General features: G+C 73.9%; 19 protein-coding genes. 2 read left to right on the top strand and 17 right to left on the bottom strand.

Going from position 1 to position 19655, the window contains the following annotated elements; genetic code table 11:
* Positions 1 to 30: 30 nt before the first annotated feature.
* The 15 genes from dprA to ACYVDA_RS19645 form a co-directional block, all read right to left on the bottom strand.
* Entirely contained in the window at positions 31 to 1311 is a 1281-nt protein-coding gene (dprA, locus tag ACYVDA_RS19575; RefSeq protein ID WP_460820189.1) for a DNA-processing protein DprA, read from the bottom strand.
* Positions 1308 to 3065: a YifB family Mg chelatase-like AAA ATPase gene (locus tag ACYVDA_RS19580; RefSeq protein ID WP_460820190.1), complete on the bottom strand. Its 1758-nt coding sequence runs from the start codon at positions 3063 to 3065 to the stop codon at positions 1308 to 1310. The genes dprA and ACYVDA_RS19580 overlap by 4 nt, the downstream gene beginning before the upstream one ends.
* Positions 3065 to 3430: a YraN family protein gene (locus ACYVDA_RS19585; RefSeq protein WP_460820191.1), complete on the bottom strand. Its 366-nt coding sequence runs from the start codon at positions 3428 to 3430 to the stop codon at positions 3065 to 3067. The genes ACYVDA_RS19580 and ACYVDA_RS19585 overlap by 1 nt, the downstream gene beginning before the upstream one ends.
* Before the next feature lie 118 nt (positions 3431 to 3548).
* The gene (locus ACYVDA_RS19590) at positions 3549 to 5474 is read right to left on the bottom strand and encodes a hypothetical protein (RefSeq protein WP_460820192.1); all 1926 of its coding nucleotides are present in this window, start codon (positions 5472 to 5474) and stop codon (positions 3549 to 3551) included.
* Positions 5471 to 5920 (bottom strand): TadE/TadG family type IV pilus assembly protein, encoded by a 450-nt coding sequence (locus ACYVDA_RS19595; protein ID WP_460820193.1) that lies wholly within the window; start codon positions 5918 to 5920, stop codon positions 5471 to 5473. Before ACYVDA_RS19595 ends, ACYVDA_RS19590 begins: the two co-directional genes overlap by 4 nt.
* A 103-nt stretch (positions 5921 to 6023) precedes the next feature.
* Positions 6024 to 6335 (bottom strand): DUF2469 domain-containing protein, encoded by a 312-nt coding sequence (locus ACYVDA_RS19600; protein WP_460820194.1) that lies wholly within the window; start codon positions 6333 to 6335, stop codon positions 6024 to 6026.
* Positions 6332 to 7087: a ribonuclease HII gene (locus ACYVDA_RS19605; RefSeq protein ID WP_460820195.1), complete on the bottom strand. Its 756-nt coding sequence runs from the start codon at positions 7085 to 7087 to the stop codon at positions 6332 to 6334. Before ACYVDA_RS19605 ends, ACYVDA_RS19600 begins: the two co-directional genes overlap by 4 nt.
* 22 nt (positions 7088 to 7109) lie before the next feature.
* A complete protein-coding gene (lepB, locus tag ACYVDA_RS19610; protein ID WP_460820196.1) occupies positions 7110 to 7844 on the bottom strand; it encodes a signal peptidase I in 735 nt (244 codons plus the stop codon).
* Between the two features lie 37 nt (positions 7845 to 7881).
* Positions 7882 to 8232 carry a 50S ribosomal protein L19 gene (gene rplS / locus ACYVDA_RS19615; RefSeq protein ID WP_460820198.1) on the bottom strand — a complete coding sequence of 117 codons (351 nt, stop codon included), beginning with the start codon at positions 8230 to 8232 and terminating at the stop codon, positions 7882 to 7884.
* 200 nt (positions 8233 to 8432) lie between these two features.
* Positions 8433 to 9599 (bottom strand): tRNA (guanosine(37)-N1)-methyltransferase TrmD, encoded by a 1167-nt coding sequence (trmD, locus tag ACYVDA_RS19620; protein ID WP_460820199.1) that lies wholly within the window; start codon positions 9597 to 9599, stop codon positions 8433 to 8435.
* Positions 9600 to 9601: 2 nt separating this feature from the next.
* A complete protein-coding gene (rimM, locus tag ACYVDA_RS19625) occupies positions 9602 to 10111 on the bottom strand; it encodes a ribosome maturation factor RimM (RefSeq protein ID WP_460820200.1) in 510 nt (169 codons plus the stop codon).
* Between the two features lie 164 nt (positions 10112 to 10275).
* Complete coding sequence (locus ACYVDA_RS19630; protein WP_460820201.1) at positions 10276 to 10518, bottom strand: RNA-binding protein; 243 nt, start codon at positions 10516 to 10518, stop codon at positions 10276 to 10278.
* A 5-nt stretch (positions 10519 to 10523) separates the two neighbouring features.
* Positions 10524 to 11024: a 30S ribosomal protein S16 gene (gene rpsP / locus ACYVDA_RS19635; RefSeq protein WP_460820202.1), complete on the bottom strand. Its 501-nt coding sequence runs from the start codon at positions 11022 to 11024 to the stop codon at positions 10524 to 10526.
* A gap of 125 nt (positions 11025 to 11149) precedes the next feature.
* A complete protein-coding gene (locus tag ACYVDA_RS19640) occupies positions 11150 to 12016 on the bottom strand; it encodes a putative protein N(5)-glutamine methyltransferase (protein ID WP_460820203.1) in 867 nt (288 codons plus the stop codon).
* Between the two features lie 2 nt (positions 12017 to 12018).
* On the bottom strand, positions 12019 to 13092 hold the full coding sequence (locus tag ACYVDA_RS19645) for an amidohydrolase family protein (RefSeq protein WP_460820204.1): 1074 nt from the start codon (positions 13090 to 13092) through the stop codon (positions 12019 to 12021).
* A 212-nt stretch (positions 13093 to 13304) separates the two neighbouring features.
* Here ACYVDA_RS19645 and ACYVDA_RS19650 point away from each other — a divergent pair, with 212 nt between their 5' ends.
* The gene (locus tag ACYVDA_RS19650; RefSeq protein WP_460820205.1) at positions 13305 to 14273 is read left to right on the top strand and encodes a hypothetical protein; all 969 of its coding nucleotides are present in this window, start codon (positions 13305 to 13307) and stop codon (positions 14271 to 14273) included.
* 88 nt (positions 14274 to 14361) lie between these two features.
* Here the strand turns inward: ACYVDA_RS19650 and ffh are convergent, their stop codons facing one another.
* Positions 14362 to 15924, bottom strand: a complete 1563-nt coding sequence (gene ffh, locus ACYVDA_RS19655; protein ID WP_460820206.1) for a signal recognition particle protein — start codon at positions 15922 to 15924, stop codon at positions 14362 to 14364.
* Between the two features lie 115 nt (positions 15925 to 16039).
* On the opposite strand from ffh, the gene ACYVDA_RS19660 reads away from it, so the two are divergent.
* Entirely contained in the window at positions 16040 to 17383 is a 1344-nt protein-coding gene (locus ACYVDA_RS19660) for an MFS transporter (protein WP_460820208.1), read from the top strand.
* A 15-nt stretch (positions 17384 to 17398) separates the two neighbouring features.
* Here ACYVDA_RS19660 and ACYVDA_RS19665 read toward each other — a convergent pair whose 3' ends face one another.
* Positions 17399 to 19630: a [protein-PII] uridylyltransferase gene (locus tag ACYVDA_RS19665; protein ID WP_460820209.1), complete on the bottom strand. Its 2232-nt coding sequence runs from the start codon at positions 19628 to 19630 to the stop codon at positions 17399 to 17401.
* Positions 19631 to 19655: the final 25 nt, after the last annotated feature.

Consider the following 19655-nt stretch of genomic DNA (forward strand, 5'->3'; position numbering starts at 1 on the left):
CAGGGGGTCAGGGGTCAGTGGGTCAGGGGGTCAGGGCAGGTCCATCGCGAGCTGCCCGCCGACGTCGCCGGGCACCAGCTCGGGCGCCACCCGCCACCGCCCGTGGACCTGCACGACGACGCCCGCCTCGAGCAGCACGTCCAACGTCCGGGCGACCACCCGCGGCCCCAGGCCGGCGGCGCGCGCCACGGCGGCCGTCGTCGCGGGCCGGACGAGGGGGACGGCGTCGAGCACCTGACGACCCCGGGCGCCCAACCGGTCGCGCGGGGTGTCCGGCGCGCGCGGGTCCTCCAGCACGGTCTCCCCCATCGGCCCGACCACCTCGAGCACCTCCTCGCCGCGGGTGACCAGCAGCGCGTCGCGGGCACGGATCAGCTGGTGCACCCCGGCCGAGGGCGCGCTGGTGACCGGGCCGGGGACCCCCATGACGGGGCGGCCGAGACCCGCGGCCCAGCTCGCGGTGTTGAGGGCGCCGCTGCGCACGGCCGCCTCCACGACGACGGTGCCGCTGGCGAGCCCCGCGATCAACCGGTTCCGCGCCAGGAACCGGATCCGCGTCGGAGCGCACCCCGGCGCCGCCTCGGAGACGACCAGGCCCACCTCGGCGACGTGGTCGATCAGGGCCCGGTGGGCGCTCGGGTAGGCCCGGTCCGCCCCCGAGGCCAGCACGGCCACCGTGGGCCCCTGCTGGGCCAGCGCGCCCCGGTGGGCGGCCTGGTCGATGCCGAACGCGGCGCCGGACACCGTCGTCCACCCCGCCCGGGCCAGGACCGCCGACAGCTGCGTGGCGACGTCCGCGCCGTACGTCGTGGCCGAGCGCGAGCCCACCACCGCCACGGCACGTCGGGCCACCGCGTCGAGCCGCGCAGGCCCCCGGCACCACAGGCCGACGGGGACTCCGCCGCGCTCGTGCAGGAGCGGCGCGTGCCGCAGGTCGTCCAGCCCGGCGGGCCACTCCTGGTCGCCCGGGACCACGAAGCGCATCCCGCGCTCGGCGGCCCGGGCCAGCTCCACCTCGGGGTCCACCCCGCGCAGGCGCTCGGCCAGGTCGCTCCCGAGCACCCTCACCTCGTCACCCCGCTCGCCCCGGTCGTCGGGGCCTTGCTCCGTGGCGACGTCGGCCTGACGGAGCAGCGCCGCGAGGATCGCCTCGCCCCCGTGCACGTGGACCAGCCGGGTCATCCGGGGATCGCCCGGCTCGGCGATCCGGGAGAGCACCACCCGGGCGAGACGCTCGGAGCGGGCCACCCCGTCGGCCCGGGGCGCCCGGTCGTCCTCGAGCGGAGCGCCGTCCACCGGGTCGCCGGTCACCGGAGCTCTCCCTCGACGGCCCGCAGCGCGAGCAGGAACGGCGCGGTCGTCCGACCGCGGTCGACCGACGCGGCGTCCCCCGGCTCCACCTCGTCGTCCCCCACCTCGTCGTCCTCCGTTCCGCCGTCCTGGCGCAGGTCGTCGTCGGGTCGGCCGCCGGCGGCGTGCCTCGGGATGGAGTCGAGGAGCAGCGGCTCCCCGGTGCGCAGCCGCAGGGCCACGTCGACCTCGGCCAGGCCGGGCCGCTCGGTGCCGGCGAGGTCGGCCACGGTCCAGGCCACCCGGTGCACCCGCACCGCCCCTCGTCGGGTGAGGCGGCCGGCATGGACCTCGTCCTCGAGCCGCTCCGCCGCCTGCTCCTCCAGCGGCCACCGCTCGCGCAGCACCGGACCGGGGGCGTGGGCGTTGAGCCGCCAGCCCTCGCCGGCGTACCGCTCCCGCTGCTCGCGACGTGCCCGGGTCACCCGGTCCCGCACGACGGCCGTGGGCTCGGGACGGTCGAAGGGCAGCGCGAGGGCGCCCGCCACCGCGGGCGACAGCGGCTCGACGAAGCGGGTGATGTCCACGCGGTCGGCCACCGGCCCCGAGATCTTGCGGCGGTAGTCACGGCGCCGCACCTCCCGGCAGGTGCACCGGTGGTCGCGGCTGCTCGGGCTGTACTCGCCACAGGGACACGGGTTGCAGGCGAAGACGAACATCGCGCGGGCGGGGTACGTCGCGTCCTCCTCGCCGCGCGAGATCGAGATCTCGCCGGACTCGAGCGGCTCGCGGAGGGCCTCGACGACGTCGGTGGGGAACAGCGGGAACTCGTCGAGGAACAGGACCCCGAGGTGGGCGCGGCTGACCTCCCCGGGGCGGACGCGACCGGTGCCGCCACCGAGCAGGCCGGTGCGCGACGCCGAGTGGTGCGGAGCCCGGAACGGCGGTCTGACCAGGGCGGTGGCGCCGCTGGGCAGCGTCCCGGCCAGCGAGTGCACGGCCGTCAGCTCGAGCGACTCACCCGCGTCGAGGTCCGGCAGCAGACCGGGGATCCGCTCGGCCAAGGTGGTCTTGCCCGCCCCCTTGGGACCGGTCAGCATCAGGTGGTGCCCGCCGGCGGCGGCGACCTCGACCGCGTAGCGGGCGTCGGCCATGCCGAGCACGTCGGCCAGGTCGAGCTCCTCGAGCCGCTCCTCGCCGCGCCAGGAGAGCAGCGGCGTGCCCGACATCGGCTCGACCGGCGGTGCCTCCGGGATCTCCCGGTCCCCGAGCAGGGCCACGGCCTGGGCCAGGGACCGGATCCCGAAGACCCGCATCCCGGGCACCATCGCCGCCTCTCCCGCCTGAGGCTCGGGCACCAGCACGGTGTCCACCCCGCGGGCCGAGGCGGCCATGGTCATCGGCAGGACCCCGGGCACGCAGCGCAGCCGCCCGTCCAGCGTCAGCTCGCCGATCATCGCGACCTGCTCGAGCCGGTGGCGCGGGAACTTCGGGTCGGTTGCCGCCAGCACGGCCACGGCGATGGCCAGGTCGAAGTGCGGTCCACGCTTGGGCAGGTCGGCCGGGGAGAGCAGGATCGTGGTGCGCCGGGTGTTGGGCCACACGAACCCGGAGTTGAGCACCGCCGCGCGGCACCGGTCGCGGGCTTCGGTGATCGAGGTGTCGGGCCGCCCCACCAGCGCGGTGCCGACCAGCCCGTCGGAGAGGTCGACCTGGACGTCGACGACGTGGCCGGTCGCGCCCTGGAGGGACACGGTGTGCGTCGTGGCGACCATCAGCCCACGCCCTTGAGGTGCGCCAGACCGGGGCGTCCCGGGCCGTCCAGGAGCACGCCCACCAGGTCGATCCGGACCCCGGAGGCGCGCACGTCGTGCTCGGCCAGCCACCGGGCGGCCAGCCGGCGCAGGCGGTCGCACTTGCGCCGGTCGACCGCCTCCAGTGGATGGCCGTACGCCGAGGAGGTGCGCGTCTTGACCTCGCACACCACCAGCACGTCACCGTCCCGCAGGACCAGGTCGATCTCGCCCAGCTCGCAGCGCCAGTTGCGCTCGAGCACCTCCATGCCGTCCTCGACGAGACGTCGGGCCGCGACCCGTTCGCCGTAGGCGCCGAGACTGTCGTTGCGCGGGGTTCCACTCATGCGGGTCAGCCCACCTCCGCACGACCGGGGTGGCGAGCGCCGGTCCCCGGGCCTGTGGACGACCCGGGTCCGCGACCGCCCTGTGGACACCGGTCGGGCGGGGACCTCGGGAGGAGTCCTAGCCGACCAGCCGCACGATGGCGCCACCGACCGCGGGGTTGTACCCCGTCGTGTCGGACTTCTCGCTGGCCGGCAGGGCGTCCTGGTTGAAGGTGAACACGTGCAGGACCTTGACCGAGTTGCCGTTGATGTCCAGCCCGTTGATGGCACCGGACCCGTCCGCCGGGCCGGTGGTCTGGGTCTCGGAGGTGATGAAGCCCGGCACGAAGCTGCGGATGGGCTGGTAGTTCTTCTGCGCTCGGTCGTTGGCGAACACCACGGGCAGCCACACGAAGCGGGGGGACTTGACCACCGCCGGGTCCAGCATCGCGGTCGTGACCCCGCTGTCGGCCGCGATCGAGCTGAGCGAGAAGCCGGGTCGCAGGAAGCAGGCCAGGGAGTCGTTGTTGATGAGCTTGCCCGAGACGTTCAGGTTCGAGCGACCGGCGCACGTCGTCGTGCCGTTGGAGGAGTCCAGGCGCCCCTTGAGCTCGTCGGTCCCGGCCACGAGGCCGTCGTAGGTCTTCGGGCCGTCGTTGCCGGTGTCGCCCTGGATGCAGTTGGTGCCGTTGCCGCCGGGGCCGGCCACGGTGTCGAGCTTGGCCCCCGGCAGCAGGCTGGCCCCGGACCCGCAGTCCTTGGTCTCCGAGACGTTGCTGGGAAAGACGTAGGGCATCAGCACGTGGTCGATGCCGGCCGCGATATTGCGCGCGAACGCCTTCTGCAGGTTGGACTGGTCGGCCCGGGGGCTCGAGAGCTGGCCGAAGTTGCCGCGGTCCTGCCCGACGCACCCGGAGGCCACCCCTGTGGTGGTCGCCGTGGGTGAGGGAGTCACCGTGGGCGACGCCGCCGTCGTGGGGGTCGGGGTCACCGACGCCGTCGCGGTCGGCGTGGGCGTCGGGGTGGGGGTCGGCGTGGGTGTGGGTGTCGGCGTGGGCGTGGGGGCCGTCCCCGTCACCCGGATCACCAGGTAGTTCGAGGAGTAGACGATGTCGCCGTTGGCCTTGGCCGCCAGCGCGTAGAGGTACCAGTCACCGGTCGTCCCGGTGACGTCAGCCGGTCCCACCTGCATCGAGGGCAGGGCGCCGTCGCCGGTCGTCTGGGCGGCGAAGTCGACGTAGGAGCTGCCGTCGGGCTTGAACGCCCGCAGGGAGACCTTCTTGTACTGTGCGCCCGTCCCCGAGACGGAGTAGCCGGACAGGGTCGTGGTGGAGCCGGCGACCGCCGAGACCAGGGCCGGACCACCGAGGGTGTGGGTGCCCACCGGCTGCGGGTTGGGCGCCGCGGCGACGATGGCGCTGCCCGCGAGCTCCGCCCGGGCCGCTGCCGCGGGGGCGACGTACGCCGCGGGGGCGGCCGGCCCCGGGCTGTTCCCCTGCGTGGTGTCGGCGTGCGTCGGGCCGTAGCCGCACCCGCTCGGCAACCAGAACGGCAGCATCTTCTGCTTGGGGGGCAGACCCGACTGCACCTCGACGGTCGCCGGCCGCTGGACGGTCGTCCCGGAGAACCCCATGACGGCGGCGAAGCCGAAGTCCACCTTCGCGGGTGGGGGCGTGACCGTCATCCGCACGCAGCTGGACGAGCACGAGGTGCCGCCCGGGCCGGAGAAGGTGATCTCGCCGTCGGCCGGGTCGTTGTTGAGCAGGTTCGCCGCCACCGCGACCGGTTGGCCGATCGGACGGTTGGCGTTGAGCCGGGTTGCGACCTCGGTCGCGATGGCGCTCCGGTTGGCCGGCGTGGCCGGCAGCAGGTGCCCGGCCGCGATGGCGGTGACGTCGGCGCCCTCCTGGCTGGCCCGTCCCCGCGCCCAGGCGTTGCCGAGGTCGACGGCCATCCCGGCCATCGAGAAGAGCAGCGCCGACATGATCGCCACGATCACGGCCGTGGCCCCGGACTCCTCGCGCCGGCCGCGCACCCGGCCCAGCACCACAGTGGCGGACCTCATGGGCACGCGGTGATGGCGGCGTTGGGCACGTAGTCGACGCGTACGACGGCGCTGTTGTCGACGGTGCCTCCGTTGGGCAGCGGGACGAAGGGCAGGCTGAAGTCCATGCTCTTGAAGGTGACCCGGACCGTGACCTGGTCACCGATCTCGACGGTCGTCGCGGAGTTGCCGGGTCCCTTGGTGTAGGACCGCGTGACGGCGAGGTTCGTCGCACCCCCGACGGAGAGCGAGCTGGTGATGCGGGAGGTGAAGTCGGTGCAGCTGGTGGGGACGCCGACCGAGCTCAACCGGGCCGCCTGCCGGGCCGCGTCGGCCCCGCCCTGCATCGAGTAGAAGTACATGGCGTACTGCATGAGACCGAACAGGATCGTCAGCAGCGGCATCAGGACCAGCGCGAACTCCACGGCGGCGGAACCGCCCTCGTCGCGTCGTCCGAACCGGGACACCTGGCCTGCCTCCTGTGCACGGGTCCACGCGGACCGCACCCGAAGAATAGAGGCGTTAAGTCCGTTTCGTGGCCGTTATCCAGGTCTGGGCTATACCGGCGCCTCAGCTCTCCGGCAGCTCGATCTCGCTGTGGCTGAGCTCCTCGACGTTGACGTCCTTGAAGGTCAGCACCTTGACGTTCTTGGCCAGCCGCCGGGCAGGGCGGTACATGTCCCACACCCAGGCGTCGGTCAGGGTCACCTCGAAGAACACGTCGCCGGCCTCGGTGCGGGCCTTCACGTCGACCTGGTTGCACAGGTAGAAGCGGCGGTCGGTCTCCACGACGTACTTGAAGATGCCCACCACGTCGCGGTACTCGCGGTAGAGGGTGAGCTCCATCTCGGTCTCGTACTTCTCGAGATCCTCGGCGCTCACGGGGCCTCCTCGTGCGTAGGGGTGGGGTCGATCGGGTGGGTCTGGTCCTCGGACCCCCACAGCCCGGGCTGGGAGTCCAGGCGCAGGGGTTCGGCGTCGATGATGCCAGCAGCGCGGCGCACGTTGACGAACCGCATCCGGTGGACGGGACTCGGGCCGTGCTCGGCGAGCGCCGCGGCGTGCTCCTCGGTGATGTAGCCCTTGTGCGTCGCGAAGTCGTACGCCGGGTGGTGCCGGTGCAGCTCGCCCATGATCCGGTCGCGGGTGACCTTCGCGATCACCGACGCCGCCGAGATGCAGGCCGCGACCCGGTCGCCCTTCCACATCGCCAGGCCCGGGACCTCGAGCCCGTCCACGGGGAACCCGTCGGTCAGGACGTAGGAGGGCCGCACCTCCAGCCGGGCCAGGGCGCGACGCAGCGCCTCGACGTTGGCCACGTGCATGCCCAGCCGGTCGCACTCACCGGGCTCGACCACCACGACCGACCACGCCAGCGCCCGGCGCACCACCTGGGCGTAGCAGCGCTCGCGGGCCCGGGCGGTGAGCAGCTTGGAGTCGGCCAGCTCGGGCACGATCCCGGCCCTGCCCTCGGGCAGGATCGCCGCGGCCGCGACCAGGGGGCCGGCGCACGCACCGCGTCCGGCCTCGTCGACGCCGGCGACCGGGGACAGCCCGGCGCGGCGCAGGGCCCGTTCGTAGCCGTAGAGCCCGGCGTCGCGTCGCACGGTGGAACCGCGGGGCAGCGTGCTCATGCGAGGAGGCTCCTCACGTCGGTCACCTCGCGCTGGGGATCCCGGCGAACGTCGCGGGGCGGTGGATGAACTGCGCCCGGTCCCAGGGCCAGATCAGCGAGAACACCTTGCCGACCACGTCGCTCTCGGGCACGAAGCCGCCACCGGGGTCGCCGAGGTGGCAGCGGGAGTCGCAGGAGAAGCCGCGGTTGTCACCGAGGACCCAGAGCTTGCCCTGGGGCACCCGGACGTCGAAGTCGGACTGCGACGGGGCCATCCCCCGGGGCAGGTAGGCCTTCTCGTCCAGCGGCTGGCCGTTGACGGTGATGCGGCCCCGGGAGTCGCAGCAGACCACACGGTCGCCGCCCAGCCCGATCACGCGCTTCACCAGGTGGCCCCCGGTCGGGTAGAGCCCGATGCGCTCCATCACCTGGGTCAGCGGCGAGGCCGGCGCGCTGGCCTTCTCGTCGGCGCCGAGCCAGTTGCCCGGGTCGGCGAAGACGATGATGTCGCCGCGGCTGGGCGAGTTGCCACCCCAGTAGGAGACCTTCTGCACCAGGATCCGGTCGTTCTTGACGAACTGCGGCTCCATCGACTCCGACGGGATGTAGAACGCCTGCACGAACAGGCTCTTGATGACGATGGCCAGGACCAGCGCCAGGCCGAGGAGGAGGATCGTCTCCTGCCACAGCGGGAGGGGCTTGCGGCCCTTGCGGCGGCGCTCCCGCCCTCGCGGCTGCTGGCCTGGTGCGGGGGGCGCCTCGTCCACGTCGGTCACCACGCGAGCCTAACCACCGTCATCACGACGAGGAGGCTCAGGCCTCGCGGCGCTCCTTGATCTTGGCGGCCTTGCCGCGCAGGTTGCGCAGGTAGTAGAGCTTGGCGCGACGCACGTCACCGCGGGTCACGATCTCGATCTTCTCGAAGATCGGGGAGTGCAGCGGGAAGGTGCGCTCGACGCCGACACCGAAGGAGACCTTGCGGACGGTGAAGGTGCGGCCGATGCCGGAGCCCTGGACCTTCAGGACGACGCCCTGGAAGACCTGGACACGCGAGCGGCTGCCCTCGATGACCTTGACGTGGACCTTGACGGTGTCGCCGGCCCGGAAGGCGGGGACGTCGTCGCGCCGGTGGGCGCCGTTCAGCTCGTCGATGACGTTGGTCATGGTGTCTCCTCGTGACTGCCACAGGTCAGTCCCGGTTCGTGGTGCTCGATGATGGGTGGCCCCGACGTCGCTGTGCGTCATCGTTGGGTGCCGGGCGGTCGTCCCCCTGTGGCAGGAGACCGCGGCGTACGGGCCAAGGACGAATTCTGCCACGAGGGACGGCGTACGACGAAATCGCTGCGCCGCCACCGACCCGGGGCTCAGGCCCGCCGACGGCGCTTGCTGAGCCGGACCGTGCCCACGGCCCCACCGGGGTCGCGCGAGGGTCGGTAGCCGGCCTTGCGGTACATCCGCAGGTTGCGCTCGCTGCCCGCCCCGGTGACCAGCTCGAAGGAGGTCAGCCGCGGCGGGGCCGCGTCCTCGACGGTGGTGAGCAGGTGCCGGCCCAGCCCGCGGCCCTGGAGGTCGGGGGCGACCATCAGCCGGCCGATCTCCCAGTGTCCGTTGGCCCGACGGCCGCGCACGGCGCCGACCAGGCGGCCCCCCACCCGCAGCACCCAGGTCGTCCACTCCCCCAGCCAGGCCTGCACGTCGCCGAGGTCCTCGCCCAGGGGTGGGATCTCCACGCCCGGGTTGGCGCGCTGCTCCTGCACCCAGCAGGCCAGCTGGAGGGTGAGCAGCTCACCGGCGTCGGCCGGCTCGGCCGCCCGCAGCTCGCCCTCGAGGCCGCCCACGGTGACCGCGGAGGCGGGGTGGACCAGGTCGGGCCGCCGCTCGGCCGTGCGCCGCAGCGACTCCTCGCGGCGCCAGGCCGCGATCCGGGCGTGGTCGCCCGAGAGCAGCACGGCCGGCACGTCGTGGCCGCGCCAGGAGGCGGGCTTGGTGAACACGGGGTACTCCAGCAGGCCGTCGGCGTGGGACTCCTCCACCAGCGACTCGGCGTTGCCCATGAACCCCGGCAGCAGCCGCACGACCGCCTCGACGACGGCCAGGGCGGCGACCTCTCCGCCGTTGAGCACGTAGTCGCCCAGGGACACCTCGAGCACCTCGGTGCGGGTCGCGGCCTCGTCGACGACGCGCTGGTCGATGCCCTCGTAGCGCCCGCACGCCAGCACCAGGTGCTCGCGGGTGGCCAGCTCGGCGGCCAGCGCCTGGGTGAACGGGCGGCCCGACGGCGTCGGCACGACGAGCGTGGCGCCCTCGAGGCCGACGGCGTCCAGCGCCTCGCCCCACGGCTCGGGCTTCATCACCATCCCCGCGCCCCCGCCGTACGGCGTGTCGTCGACGGTGCGGTGCCGGTCGTGGGCGAAGTCGCGCAGGTCGTGCACGCGGACGTCGAGCAGGCCCGAGGCCTGGGCCTTGCCGGGCAGCGAGAGCCCGAGCGGCGCCAGGTAGTCGGGGAAGATGCTGATGACGTCGATGCGCATGCTCAGGGCAGCTCCGGCAGCAGACCCGGCCGGTCGTCGAGGACGATCCGTCCGCCCGCCACGTCGACGTCGGGCACCAGGGCCGTGACGAACGGGAACAGCACCTCGCCGCGCTCGGTGCCGATCACGAGCAGGTCCTGGGCACCGTTGTGCTCGACGCGGAGGAGCTCACCGACCGCGTCGCCCTGCCCGGTCTCCACACGCAGGCCGACCAGCTGGTGGTCGTAGAACTCCTCGGGGTCCTCGGGCGCCTCGCTGCGGTCCACGAGCGTGCGCAGCTCGGTGCCCCGCGCGCCCTCGGCAGCGTTGCGGTCGGTCAGCTCGGCGAACCGGACGACCAGGCGCCCGGAGTGGTCGCGCGAGGTGGTGACGGTCATGGTCCCGCTCGGGGTGGTCAGGACCGCCCCCGCGGCGAAGCGCCGGGCCGGCTCGTCGGTGCGCGGCTCGACGTACACCTCGCCCTTGATGCCGTGCGCGGGTCCCACGACCCCGACGACGACGTAGTCCTCCACGACTGCTCCTTGGTGCTCTCGGGTGGCGCTGGTGGTGCTGGGGCGGCGACGGTTTCCCAGGTGATGAACCCGAACTGCCTCTCTGCACACGATGCGACGTGTGCAGAGAGGCAGGAAAGGTTCATCACCTGGGAAACTGCCAGGTGCGACGCGTACGCCGGGGGCTAGCGGCGTCGGTCGACGTCCACGAAGTCGATCCGGGCGCCGTCCTTGCCGGCCAGGGAGCCGACCACGGTGCGGAACGCCGAGGCGGTCCGGCCACCGCGACCGATCACCTTGCCGAGGTCGTCGGGGTGCACGCGCACCTCGAGGATCGAGCCGCGACGCAGCTCCTTGTCGCGCACCACGACGTCGTCGGGGTGCTCCACGATCCCGCGGACCAGGTGCTCCAGGGCCTCGGCGAGCATCAGGCTCAGGCCTCGGTCTTGGCGGCGTCGTCGGCAGCGGCCTCGGCCGGCGCCTCGGCGGGAGTCTCCTCGGCGGGGGTCGCCTCGGCGGACTTGTCCTCGGTGGTCGAGGGGGTCATCTTCTTCGACGCCTTCTTGGTCGTCGCGCCGGCCTTGGGCTCGTTGGCGGCGTCCTTGAGGGCCTCGTTGAAGAGCTCCTGCTTGTCGCGCTTGGGCTCCTTGGTGCGCAGCGTGCCCTCGGTGCCCGGGAGGCCCTTGAACTTCTGCCAGTCACCGGTGACCTTGAGGATCGCGGCGACGGCCTCGCTGGGCTGGGCGCCCACGCCGAGCCAGTACTGCGCCCGGTCGGAGGTGATCTCGATGAACGAGGGCTCCTCCTTGGGGTGGTACTTGCCGATCTCCTCGATGACCTTGCCGTCCCGCTTCTTGCGGGAGTCGACGACGACCACGCGGTAGTAGGGCTGACGGATCTTGCCCATGCGCTTCAGACGGATCTTGACGGCCACGTTTGTGGTGTCTCCTTGAACGTTGTGTGGGGTGGTTGGCCCGACGCGCGACCCAGTGGGGCCAGGTGCGGTGCGGTGCCTGGTGGGCGTGCCCGGTCGGTTGAGAGGGGCCGGACGAGCACGACTCAGCGTCCCATCTTGCCAGACGGGGCGGCCGTCGGACCAATCGAGGGCCGAGCAGTCCGTGCGGCCTCGACCACGGTCGCCTCGCGCTCCTCGTCGCGGTGCACGCGGGCCACGAGTCCGGCGGCCTCGCAGGCCGCCACGGTCAGGGTCACCTGCCGTCGGCTGGTCTCCAGCAGGAGGCGTCCGCCGGGGGCCAGCCAGGTGGCCGCCTGGAGCGCGACCCGCCGGTGCAACCCCATGCCGTCGGCGCCGCCGTCGAGGGCGAGGAGGTGCTCGTGGTCACGGGCCTCGGTCGGCATCAGCGCCACCTCCGCGCTCGGGACGTACGGCGCGTTGCAGACCAGCACGTCCACCCGACCCCGCAGCCGGGCGGGCAGTGCCTCGCACAGGTCGCCGTGGTGGACCCGGTCGGGCGGGAGGTCGAGCCGGGCGCAGGCCACGGCGTCGGGGTCGAGGTCGGCCGCGTGCACCTCGGCGCGCGGCACGTCGCGCACCACCACCAGGGCCAGGGCCCCGGAGCCGCAGCACAGGTCGACCACGAGCGGCGCCTCCCCCGCGACGGCCAGCCCGGCGGCCATCTCGACGGCCAGCCGGGCCAGCGCCTCGGTCCGCCGCCGCGGGACGAACACCCCCGGCGCGACCCGCACGCGCAGGCCGTCGAAGGCCGCCCAGCCCAGCACCTGCTCGAGCGGCTCCCCCGCCACCCGTCGGGCCAGCAGCCGGTCGAGGTCGGCGCCCGAGCCGGCCGACGCCTCGGTCAGCAGGGCGGCCTCGTCCTCGGCGAAGACGCACCCGGCCGCACGCAGGGCGGCGACGAGCGCCGGCGCCGGGTCCGGGGCCGGGGCTGGGTCCGGGGTCCGGCCCACGCTCAGCCGACCAGCTGCCCGCGCAGCACGATCCGCTTGGGCGTGGCCAGGACCGAGAGGTCGGCCAGCGGGTCGCGGTCGTAGACCACGAAGTCGGCGGCCGTGCCCTCGGCCAGGGTGCCGTCCAGGCCGAGCCACTCCCGGGCCCGCCACGACGCCGCGCCCAGGGCCTGCTCGGGGGTCAGGCCGATCCCGGCCAGGGCGAGCACCTCGCCCGAGAGGTTGCCGTGGCGGGCCACCCCGCCGCCGTCGGACCCGGCGTACAGCGCGACGCCGGCCTCGTGCGCGCTCATGATCGTCTCGACGCGACGGGCGTGCAGGTCGGTCATGGTCGCGGAGTAGTCGGGGAAGCGCGCGGCCCCGGCCTCGGCGTACGCCGGGAACTTGTCGAGCTGCATCACCGTCGGCACCAGCGCGACGCCGTCGCGGGCCATCTGCTCGACCAGGTCGGTGGTCAGCCCGGTGCCGTGCTCGAGGCAGTCGATGCCGGCGTCGAGCAGCCCGGCGAGCACCTCGGAGCCGAAGCAGTGCGCCGTCACCCGGGCGCCGTGCTCGTGGGCCACGCGGATGGCCTCGGCGAAGGCCTCCGGCGGGAACGACGGCGCCAGGTCCCCGCTCTCGCGCGAGATCCAGTCGCCGACCAGCTTGACCCAGCCGTCACCGCGCTGCGCCTCCCGGGCGACGTACGCCGCCAGCTCCTCGGGCTCCACCTCGTGCGCGTAGTTGCGGATGTAGCGCTTGGTCCGCGCGATGTGGCGACCCGCCCGGACCAGCCGCGGCAGGTCCTCGCGCTCGTGCACCCAGGAGGTGTCGGCCGCCGAGCCGCAGTCGCGGATCAGCAGCGCCCCGCCGTCCCGGTCCGCGATCGCCTGGGCCTCGGTCTCCTCGCGCCCCACCGCCCCGTCGTCGTCGAGGCCGAGGTGGCAGTGCGCGTCCACGAGCCCCGGCACGATCCACCCCGACGAGACCGTCTCGGCCCCCGCCTGGGGCTCGTAGGTGACCCGCCCGTCCACGACGTACAGGTCGCGCGCCTCGCCCTCGGGCAGCACCGGCCCGGTGAATCGCATCACAGCCATGGCCGGACGCTACCGCGATCGTCGCCCGCGCCACCCGGATGCCGATGTGTGGTCGATCGCGTGCGCCTGGTGCACGCGATCGACCACAGACGCGGGGCGGCGGCGCCTCCTCCGCCGCCCCGTCGTCCACAGGCCGCGGATCCGGCGGCGTCGTCCACAGGGCCTCCCCGGACCGGGCGGGTGGGTCGACCGGGCGGACGACGATGCAGCCCGTGGACACCGGTGCGATCAGGGCCCTCCTCGACACCCAGGAGGGCGTCGTCAGCCGCGCCCAGGCCCGCCGCCGAGGGGCCGGCGACCACGACGTGGCGAGGCTGCTGCGTCGCCGCGAGTGGTCGGTGGTCCACCCTGGCGTCTACGTGACCCACACCGGGCAGCCGACGCGGGCGGAGCGTGAATGGGCGGCCGTGCTCCTGCTCGCGCCGGCAGCCCTGACCGGGCGCTCCGCACTCGGCCGACACGGGGTCCGCACCGGACGCGACGCCGACCGGGACCTCGACACCGCGCCGGTGCAGGTCGCGGTCGAGCGACGTCGGAAGGTTTCCTCCCGCCCCGGGATCGAGATCGTGCGCCTGAGTCGGTTCGGCACCGACGTGCTGGGCAACCTCTCTCCCCCGCGGGTCCGGCTGGAGGTGGTCCTCCTCGACCTCGCCGCCGCGGCTGCCGACGACCGGGCGGCCGTCGCCGTCCTCGCCGACGGGGTGGGCAGTCGCCGGACGACGGCCGGGCGGCTGCGGATCGCCCTGGACGAGAGGCCACGGCTCCGACGGCGCGCGTTCCTCGCCTCGGTCCTGGCCGACGTGGAGACCGGCGTCCACTCCGTGCTGGAGCGGGAGTACCTGCGGCACGTGGAGCGTGCCCACCACCTCCCCCGGGCGGCGAGGCAGTCGCCGGCCGGCGACGCGGGGCACCGGGTCGTGCGCGACGTCGTGCACGGGGACCTGGGGGTGGTCGTCGAGCTGGACGGGCGTCTGGGGCACGAGCTCGCCCGAGACCGGTGGGACGACCTGCAGCGCGACGTGGAGGCGGCACGCGACGGGATGCTCACCCTGCGGCTGGGGTGGGGCCAGGTGCTCGACCCGTGCCGGACGGCGCGCGCGGTCGCGTCGGTGCTGCTGGCCCGCGGGTGGGCCGGCCGAGCGGTGGCGTGCCGGGCCGGCTGCGTAGCAGGGCCGCCGTGAGGCGGGCTCACCAGCGCATCTGTGGTCGATCGCGTGCAGCAGGTGCACGCGATCGACCACAGATGGGCTCCGGGAGGGAGCCCCCGGCCTACTTCAGGTACTTGCTCAGGTCGCCGAACTGGCTGGGGTCGAAGCCGGCGGGGAGGCCGTTCTCGTCGGGGGCGCCGAGGCCGAAGGCGCTGCCCGCCTCGGCGGCCGGCTTCTCGGCGGGGACGGCGCCCTGGGCGCGCTTGGCGGGGTTGCCGGAGACGCGCTTGCCCTTGGCGCTCTTCTTCTGCGGGGCCTGGCGACCCTTGGCCTTCTTGCCCAGGCCCATGCCGGGCGAGCCGGGCATGCCCGGGGCGCCGCCGCGGGCCATCTGCTGCATCATCTTGCGGGCCTCGAAGAACCGGTCGACGAGCTGGTTGACGTCGGAGGCGTTGCGGCCCGAGCCCCGGGCGATGCGGGCGCGGCGCGAGCCGTCAATCATCTTGGGGTTGGCCCGCTCGGCCGGCGTCATCGACTGGATGATCGCCTGGATCCGGTCGATCTCGCGCTCGTCGAAGTTCTCCAGCTGCTCGCGGAACTGGCCCATCCCCGGGAGCATCCCGAGCATCTTGGTCAGCGAGCCCATCTTGCGGACCTGCTGCATCTGCTCGAGGAAGTCGTCGAGGGTGAACTCCCCGCCCTGGCCCTGGAGCTTGGCGGCGGCCTTGGCGGCCTGGTCGGCGTCGAAGGTCTTCTCGGCCTGCTCGATCAGGGTGAGCAGGTCGCCCATGTCGAGGATGCGCGAGGCCATCCGGTCGGGGTGGAAGAGGTCGAAGTCGGTGAGCTTCTCGCCGTTGGAGGCGAACATGACGGGCTTGCCGGTCATCTTCGCGATCGAGAGCGCCGCGCCACCACGGGCGTCGCCGTCGAGCTTGGTGAGCACGACCGCGTCGTACCCGACCCCCTCGAGGAAGGCGCGGGCGGTGTTGACCGCGTCCTGGCCGATCATCGCGTCGACGACGTAGAGGACCTCGTCGGGCGTGACCGCGTCGCGGATGTCGGAGGCCTGCTGCATCAGCTCGGCGTCGATGCCCAGACGGCCGGCGGTGTCGACGATGACGACGTCGTGCAGGGTGCGTCGCGCCTCCTCCACACCGGCGCGGGCGACGGCCACCGGGTCGCCGACGCCGTTGCCGGGCTCGGGGGCGAACACCGTGACGCCGGCCCGCTCGCCGTTGACCTGGAGCTGCTTGACGGCGTTGGGGCGCTGGAGGTCGCAGGCGACGAGCATCGGGCTCTTGCCCTGGCTCTTGAGCCAGAGCGCCAGCTTGGCGGCCAGCGTGGTCTTGCCGGCGCCCTGGAGGCCGGCCAGCATGATCACGGTCGGCGGGTTCTTGGCGAAGCGCAGCCGGCGGGTCTCCCCGCCCAGGATCGCGACCAGCTCCTCGTCGACGATCTTGATGACCTGCTGGGCCGGGTTGAGGGCCCCGCTGACCTCCGCACCCCGGGCGCGCTCCTTGACCGCGGCCACGAAGTCCTTGACCACGGGCAGGGCGACGTCCGCCTCGAGCAGGGCGAGCCGGATCTCCCGCGCGGTGGCGTCGATGTCGGCCTCGGAGAGCCGTCCCTTGCCGCGGAGGTTCTTGAAGGTGTCGGAGAGCCGGTCGGAGAGCGTGGCGAACACGGGTGGTGGACCTCGTCAGACGTCGGTGGTGGTGACCGCGCGCGCGGCCGCATCAAGGACCAAGCGTAACCACCCGCGGCCCGACCGCCGTCCCCGCGATGGGACGATGTGGACCATGGCGGTCGACCAGGAGCACGAGATCGGCCGGCGACGGGCGTGGGCGATCTGGGCCGTGGCCCTCTCGGTGTACGTCCTGGCGGTGTTCCACCGCAGCTCCCTGGGCGTCGCCGGGCTGCTCGCCTACGACCGCTTCGGCATCGGCGCCACGCAGCTGGCCTTCTTCACCGTGCTCCAGCTCCTGGTCTACGCGGTGCTCCAGGTGCCGGTGGGCGTCCTGATGGACCGCTACGGCTCCAAGGCGATGCTGCTGGGCGGGCTGGCGCTGATGACCTCGGGCCAGCTCGCGTTCGCCTTCGTCACCTCCTTCCCCGCCGCGGTCCTCGCGCGGGCCACCATCGGGGCCGGCGACGCGATGGTCTTCGGCAGCGTGATCCGGCTGGTCTCGCTGTGGTTCCTGGCCCGCCAGGTCCCCCTGGTCACCCAGCTCACCGGCCAGATCGGGCAGGTCGGGGCGATCGTGGCCGCCGGCCCGCTGTCCTTCGCGCTGCACGCCTACGGCTGGACGCGCTCGTTCGCCGCCGCCTCCTCGGTCGGGGTGGTGCTGATGGTGGGCGTCGCGCTGCTCGTCAAGGACACGCCGTACGCCGACTCCGGGGTCGTCCGCGTCAAGATGGCCGAGCTCGGCCGCTCGCTGCGCCTGGTGTGGGGCAACCCGGGCACCCGCCTGGGGATGTGGTCCCACTTCGTGTCGCAGTTCGGCCTGACGGTGTTCACCCTGCTGTGGGGCTACCCGTTCCTGGTCAAGGGCGAGGGGCTCTCCACGACCACCGCCGGCACGATCCTGATGGCGATGACCGGCTGGGTGATCCTCAGCGGGCTGGTCCTGGCCGCCCTGGTCACCCGGTTCCCCTTCTACCGCTCCTACATGGTGCTCACGGTCGTGGCGGTGATGGCCTCCACCTGGGCCGTGGTGCTGCTCTGGCCGGGCCGGGCGCCGCTGTGGATGCTCGTGGTGATGGCGTTCACGACCGCCTCGGGCGGACCGGCCTCGATGGTCGGCTTCGACCTGGCCCGCAGCTTCACCCCGGTCGAGGCGGTGGGGCGGGCCAACGGCGTGGTCAACATCGGCGGCTTCCTGGCCTCGCTGCTGACCATGTGGCTGGTCGGGGTGGTGCTGGACCTGCGCGAGCCGCGCGGGGCGTCGGCGTACGACCTGGGGGACTTCAAGGTCGCCCTGTGCGTGCAGTACCTCTTCTGGGCACTGGGGGCCGTGCAGGTGCTGCGCTACCGGCGCCGCGCCGTGGCCCACCTGCGCCGGGTGCACCCGGGCGCGGTCGAGTCGATGCAGCGCGGCCAGGTGTTCGTCCACCCCGGCACGTTCCCCGACGCCGGCGTCTGAGCCGACCGGGGCGGTTCAGTCCCGCGGGCCGAACCGCTCGGCCAGGGCACGGCGCACGGCGTGGGCGGCCTCGGCGGCGCGCTCCTCCGACAGCGCACCGGCGTGCTCCTCCCGCACGTAGAACACGTCGACCGCCTGCGGCCCCAGCGTCGAGACGTGGGCCGAGCGCACCGAGATCTCCAGGCCCGCCAGGGTCGAGCAGACCGCGTGGATCAGCCCGGGCCGATCGGCCGAGCGCACCTCCAGCACGGTCGCGGTCGGCGACGCCTCAGGACGTACGGCGACCGAGGGCTCCAGCGCGACGGGCGTGCCCCGGGCCAGCCGCTGGTCGGGGTCGATGCGCCGGTCGACGATGGCCTCGAGCCGCTGGCGCAGCCGGATGTCGTCGAGCCCGGTCTCGGCCACGTCCCACACCGACACGCCGTAGCCGTCCTGGGTCCACGCGCGCGCGGCCCGCACCGAGGTGCGCTGGAGCGCGAGCATCGCCGCCGCGTCGGCCAGCAGGCCGATCCGGTCGCCGGAGACGACCTGCACGCGGGAGCCGTCGGCCACCTCGGTGGCGATCACCGAGACCGCCGACCGGTCGTCGCGCACCCGCGGGGGCAGGTCGATGTCGACCATGGTGTCCTCGGGCAGCGGCTCGTCGGCCAGCACGGCTGCCGTCCGCCGCACCAGGTTCTGCACCAGCGAGGCGCGCCAGCGGGTCCAAGCCTTGTCCGAGGTCGCCCGGGCGTCGGCCTCGGTGAGCGCCGCGAGCAGCTCGAGGACCTCGCGGTCGGCCACGCGGGCGGTGACCACCGCGGTGGTGGCGGGGTCGTCGGGGTCGCGGGTGGTCGCGGTCTCGGGCAGCAGCAGGTGCCAGCGCACCAGGTCGCCGACCAGCTCGGTCTCGCGGGCGTCGAACCCGATCCGTCGGGCGAGGTCGCGCGCGATCGGCTCCCCGGCCACGCAGTGCTCGGTCAGCTGCCCCTTGCCGATGTCGTGCAGCAGAGCGGCCACCATCAGCACGTCGGGCCGGGCCACCCGCCGGATCAGCCGGGCGGCCTCGATGCAGGTCTCGACCAGGTGGCGGTCGACGGTGAAGCGGTGGACCACCGAGGCATGGGGCAGCAGCCGCACCCGCTCCCACTCGGGCAGCACCAGCTCCAGCGCCCCGGTCTCGTCGAGGGTCTCCCAGACCCCGAGCAGGCCCGGACCCGAGGCGAGCAGGCGCACGAGCAGGTCGCGGGCGCCGGCCGGCCACGGGTCCCCCAGCGGCGGGCACTCGCGCACCAGGCGGGCCACGGTGGTGGGGGCCAGCACCAGGTCGCGCTCGGCGGCCTCGACGGCGCAGCGCAGGAGCAGGAGCGGGTCCTCCGCGGGCCGGGCGCCGCGGTCCAGCACGATCTCCTCGTAGGCCACGGCCACCCCCGGGGCGACCGGTTCGAGCACGGGCCGCCGACGACCGGTCGGGTCGGGTCGGCGCTGCACGGCCTCGGCGCGGCGCCAGGCCAGGCGCGAGAGGTGCGTCAGCCGCCGCCCCAGGCTGCGGGTGTGCTCCTGGGCGGCGCGTCCGTCGGCCAGGCCGAGCGCGGTCGCGAGGTCGTCCCAGTACTCCGGCACCACCCGGTCGCTCGCGCGGCCGGCCACGGTGTGCAGCGCGTCGCGCACGTCGAGCAGCGCCAGCCGGCAGCGCTCGAGGTCGGCGTGGGGCACGTCGACCAGCCAGCTGGCCACCAGCGCCTTGAGCACGGTCGCGTCGCGCAGGCCGCCGGCGGACTCCTTGAGGTCCGGGACCGAGGCGTGCGCCAGCTCGTCGTGGCTGCCCCGGCGACCGGTCACCAGCGCGTGCAGCTCGTCGAGGCGGGTGCGGGCCTCGCGGCGCCACTGGGTCAGGACGGCGGTGCGCAGCCGCAGCGTGAGGTTCGGGTCGCCCGCGAGGTGGCGCACGTCGAGCATGCCGGTGGCGACCCGCAGGTCGGCCGCGGCCTGCTCCAGGACCTCCTCGACGGTGCGCACGGAGTGGTCGATCGTCGCGCCGGAGTCCCAGAGCGGGTACCAGACCAGGCCGGCCCACTCCCCCGGCGCGACGCTCGCGTCGTGCACCAGCACGACGTCGAGGTCGCTGAACGGCGCCAGCTCCTGACGGCCGTAGCCGCCGACCGCGACCAGGGCGACCCCGGTGTCGGGGCAGCCCGCCGCGGCGAAGGCCGACGTGCAGAGCTCGTCGGCGACCCGGGTGCGCTCGGCGCGCTCGGCCGCGGTCACCCTCGGTCCTGCACGCTCAGACCGT

It is taken from the genome of Nocardioides korecus (assembly GCF_054778395.1).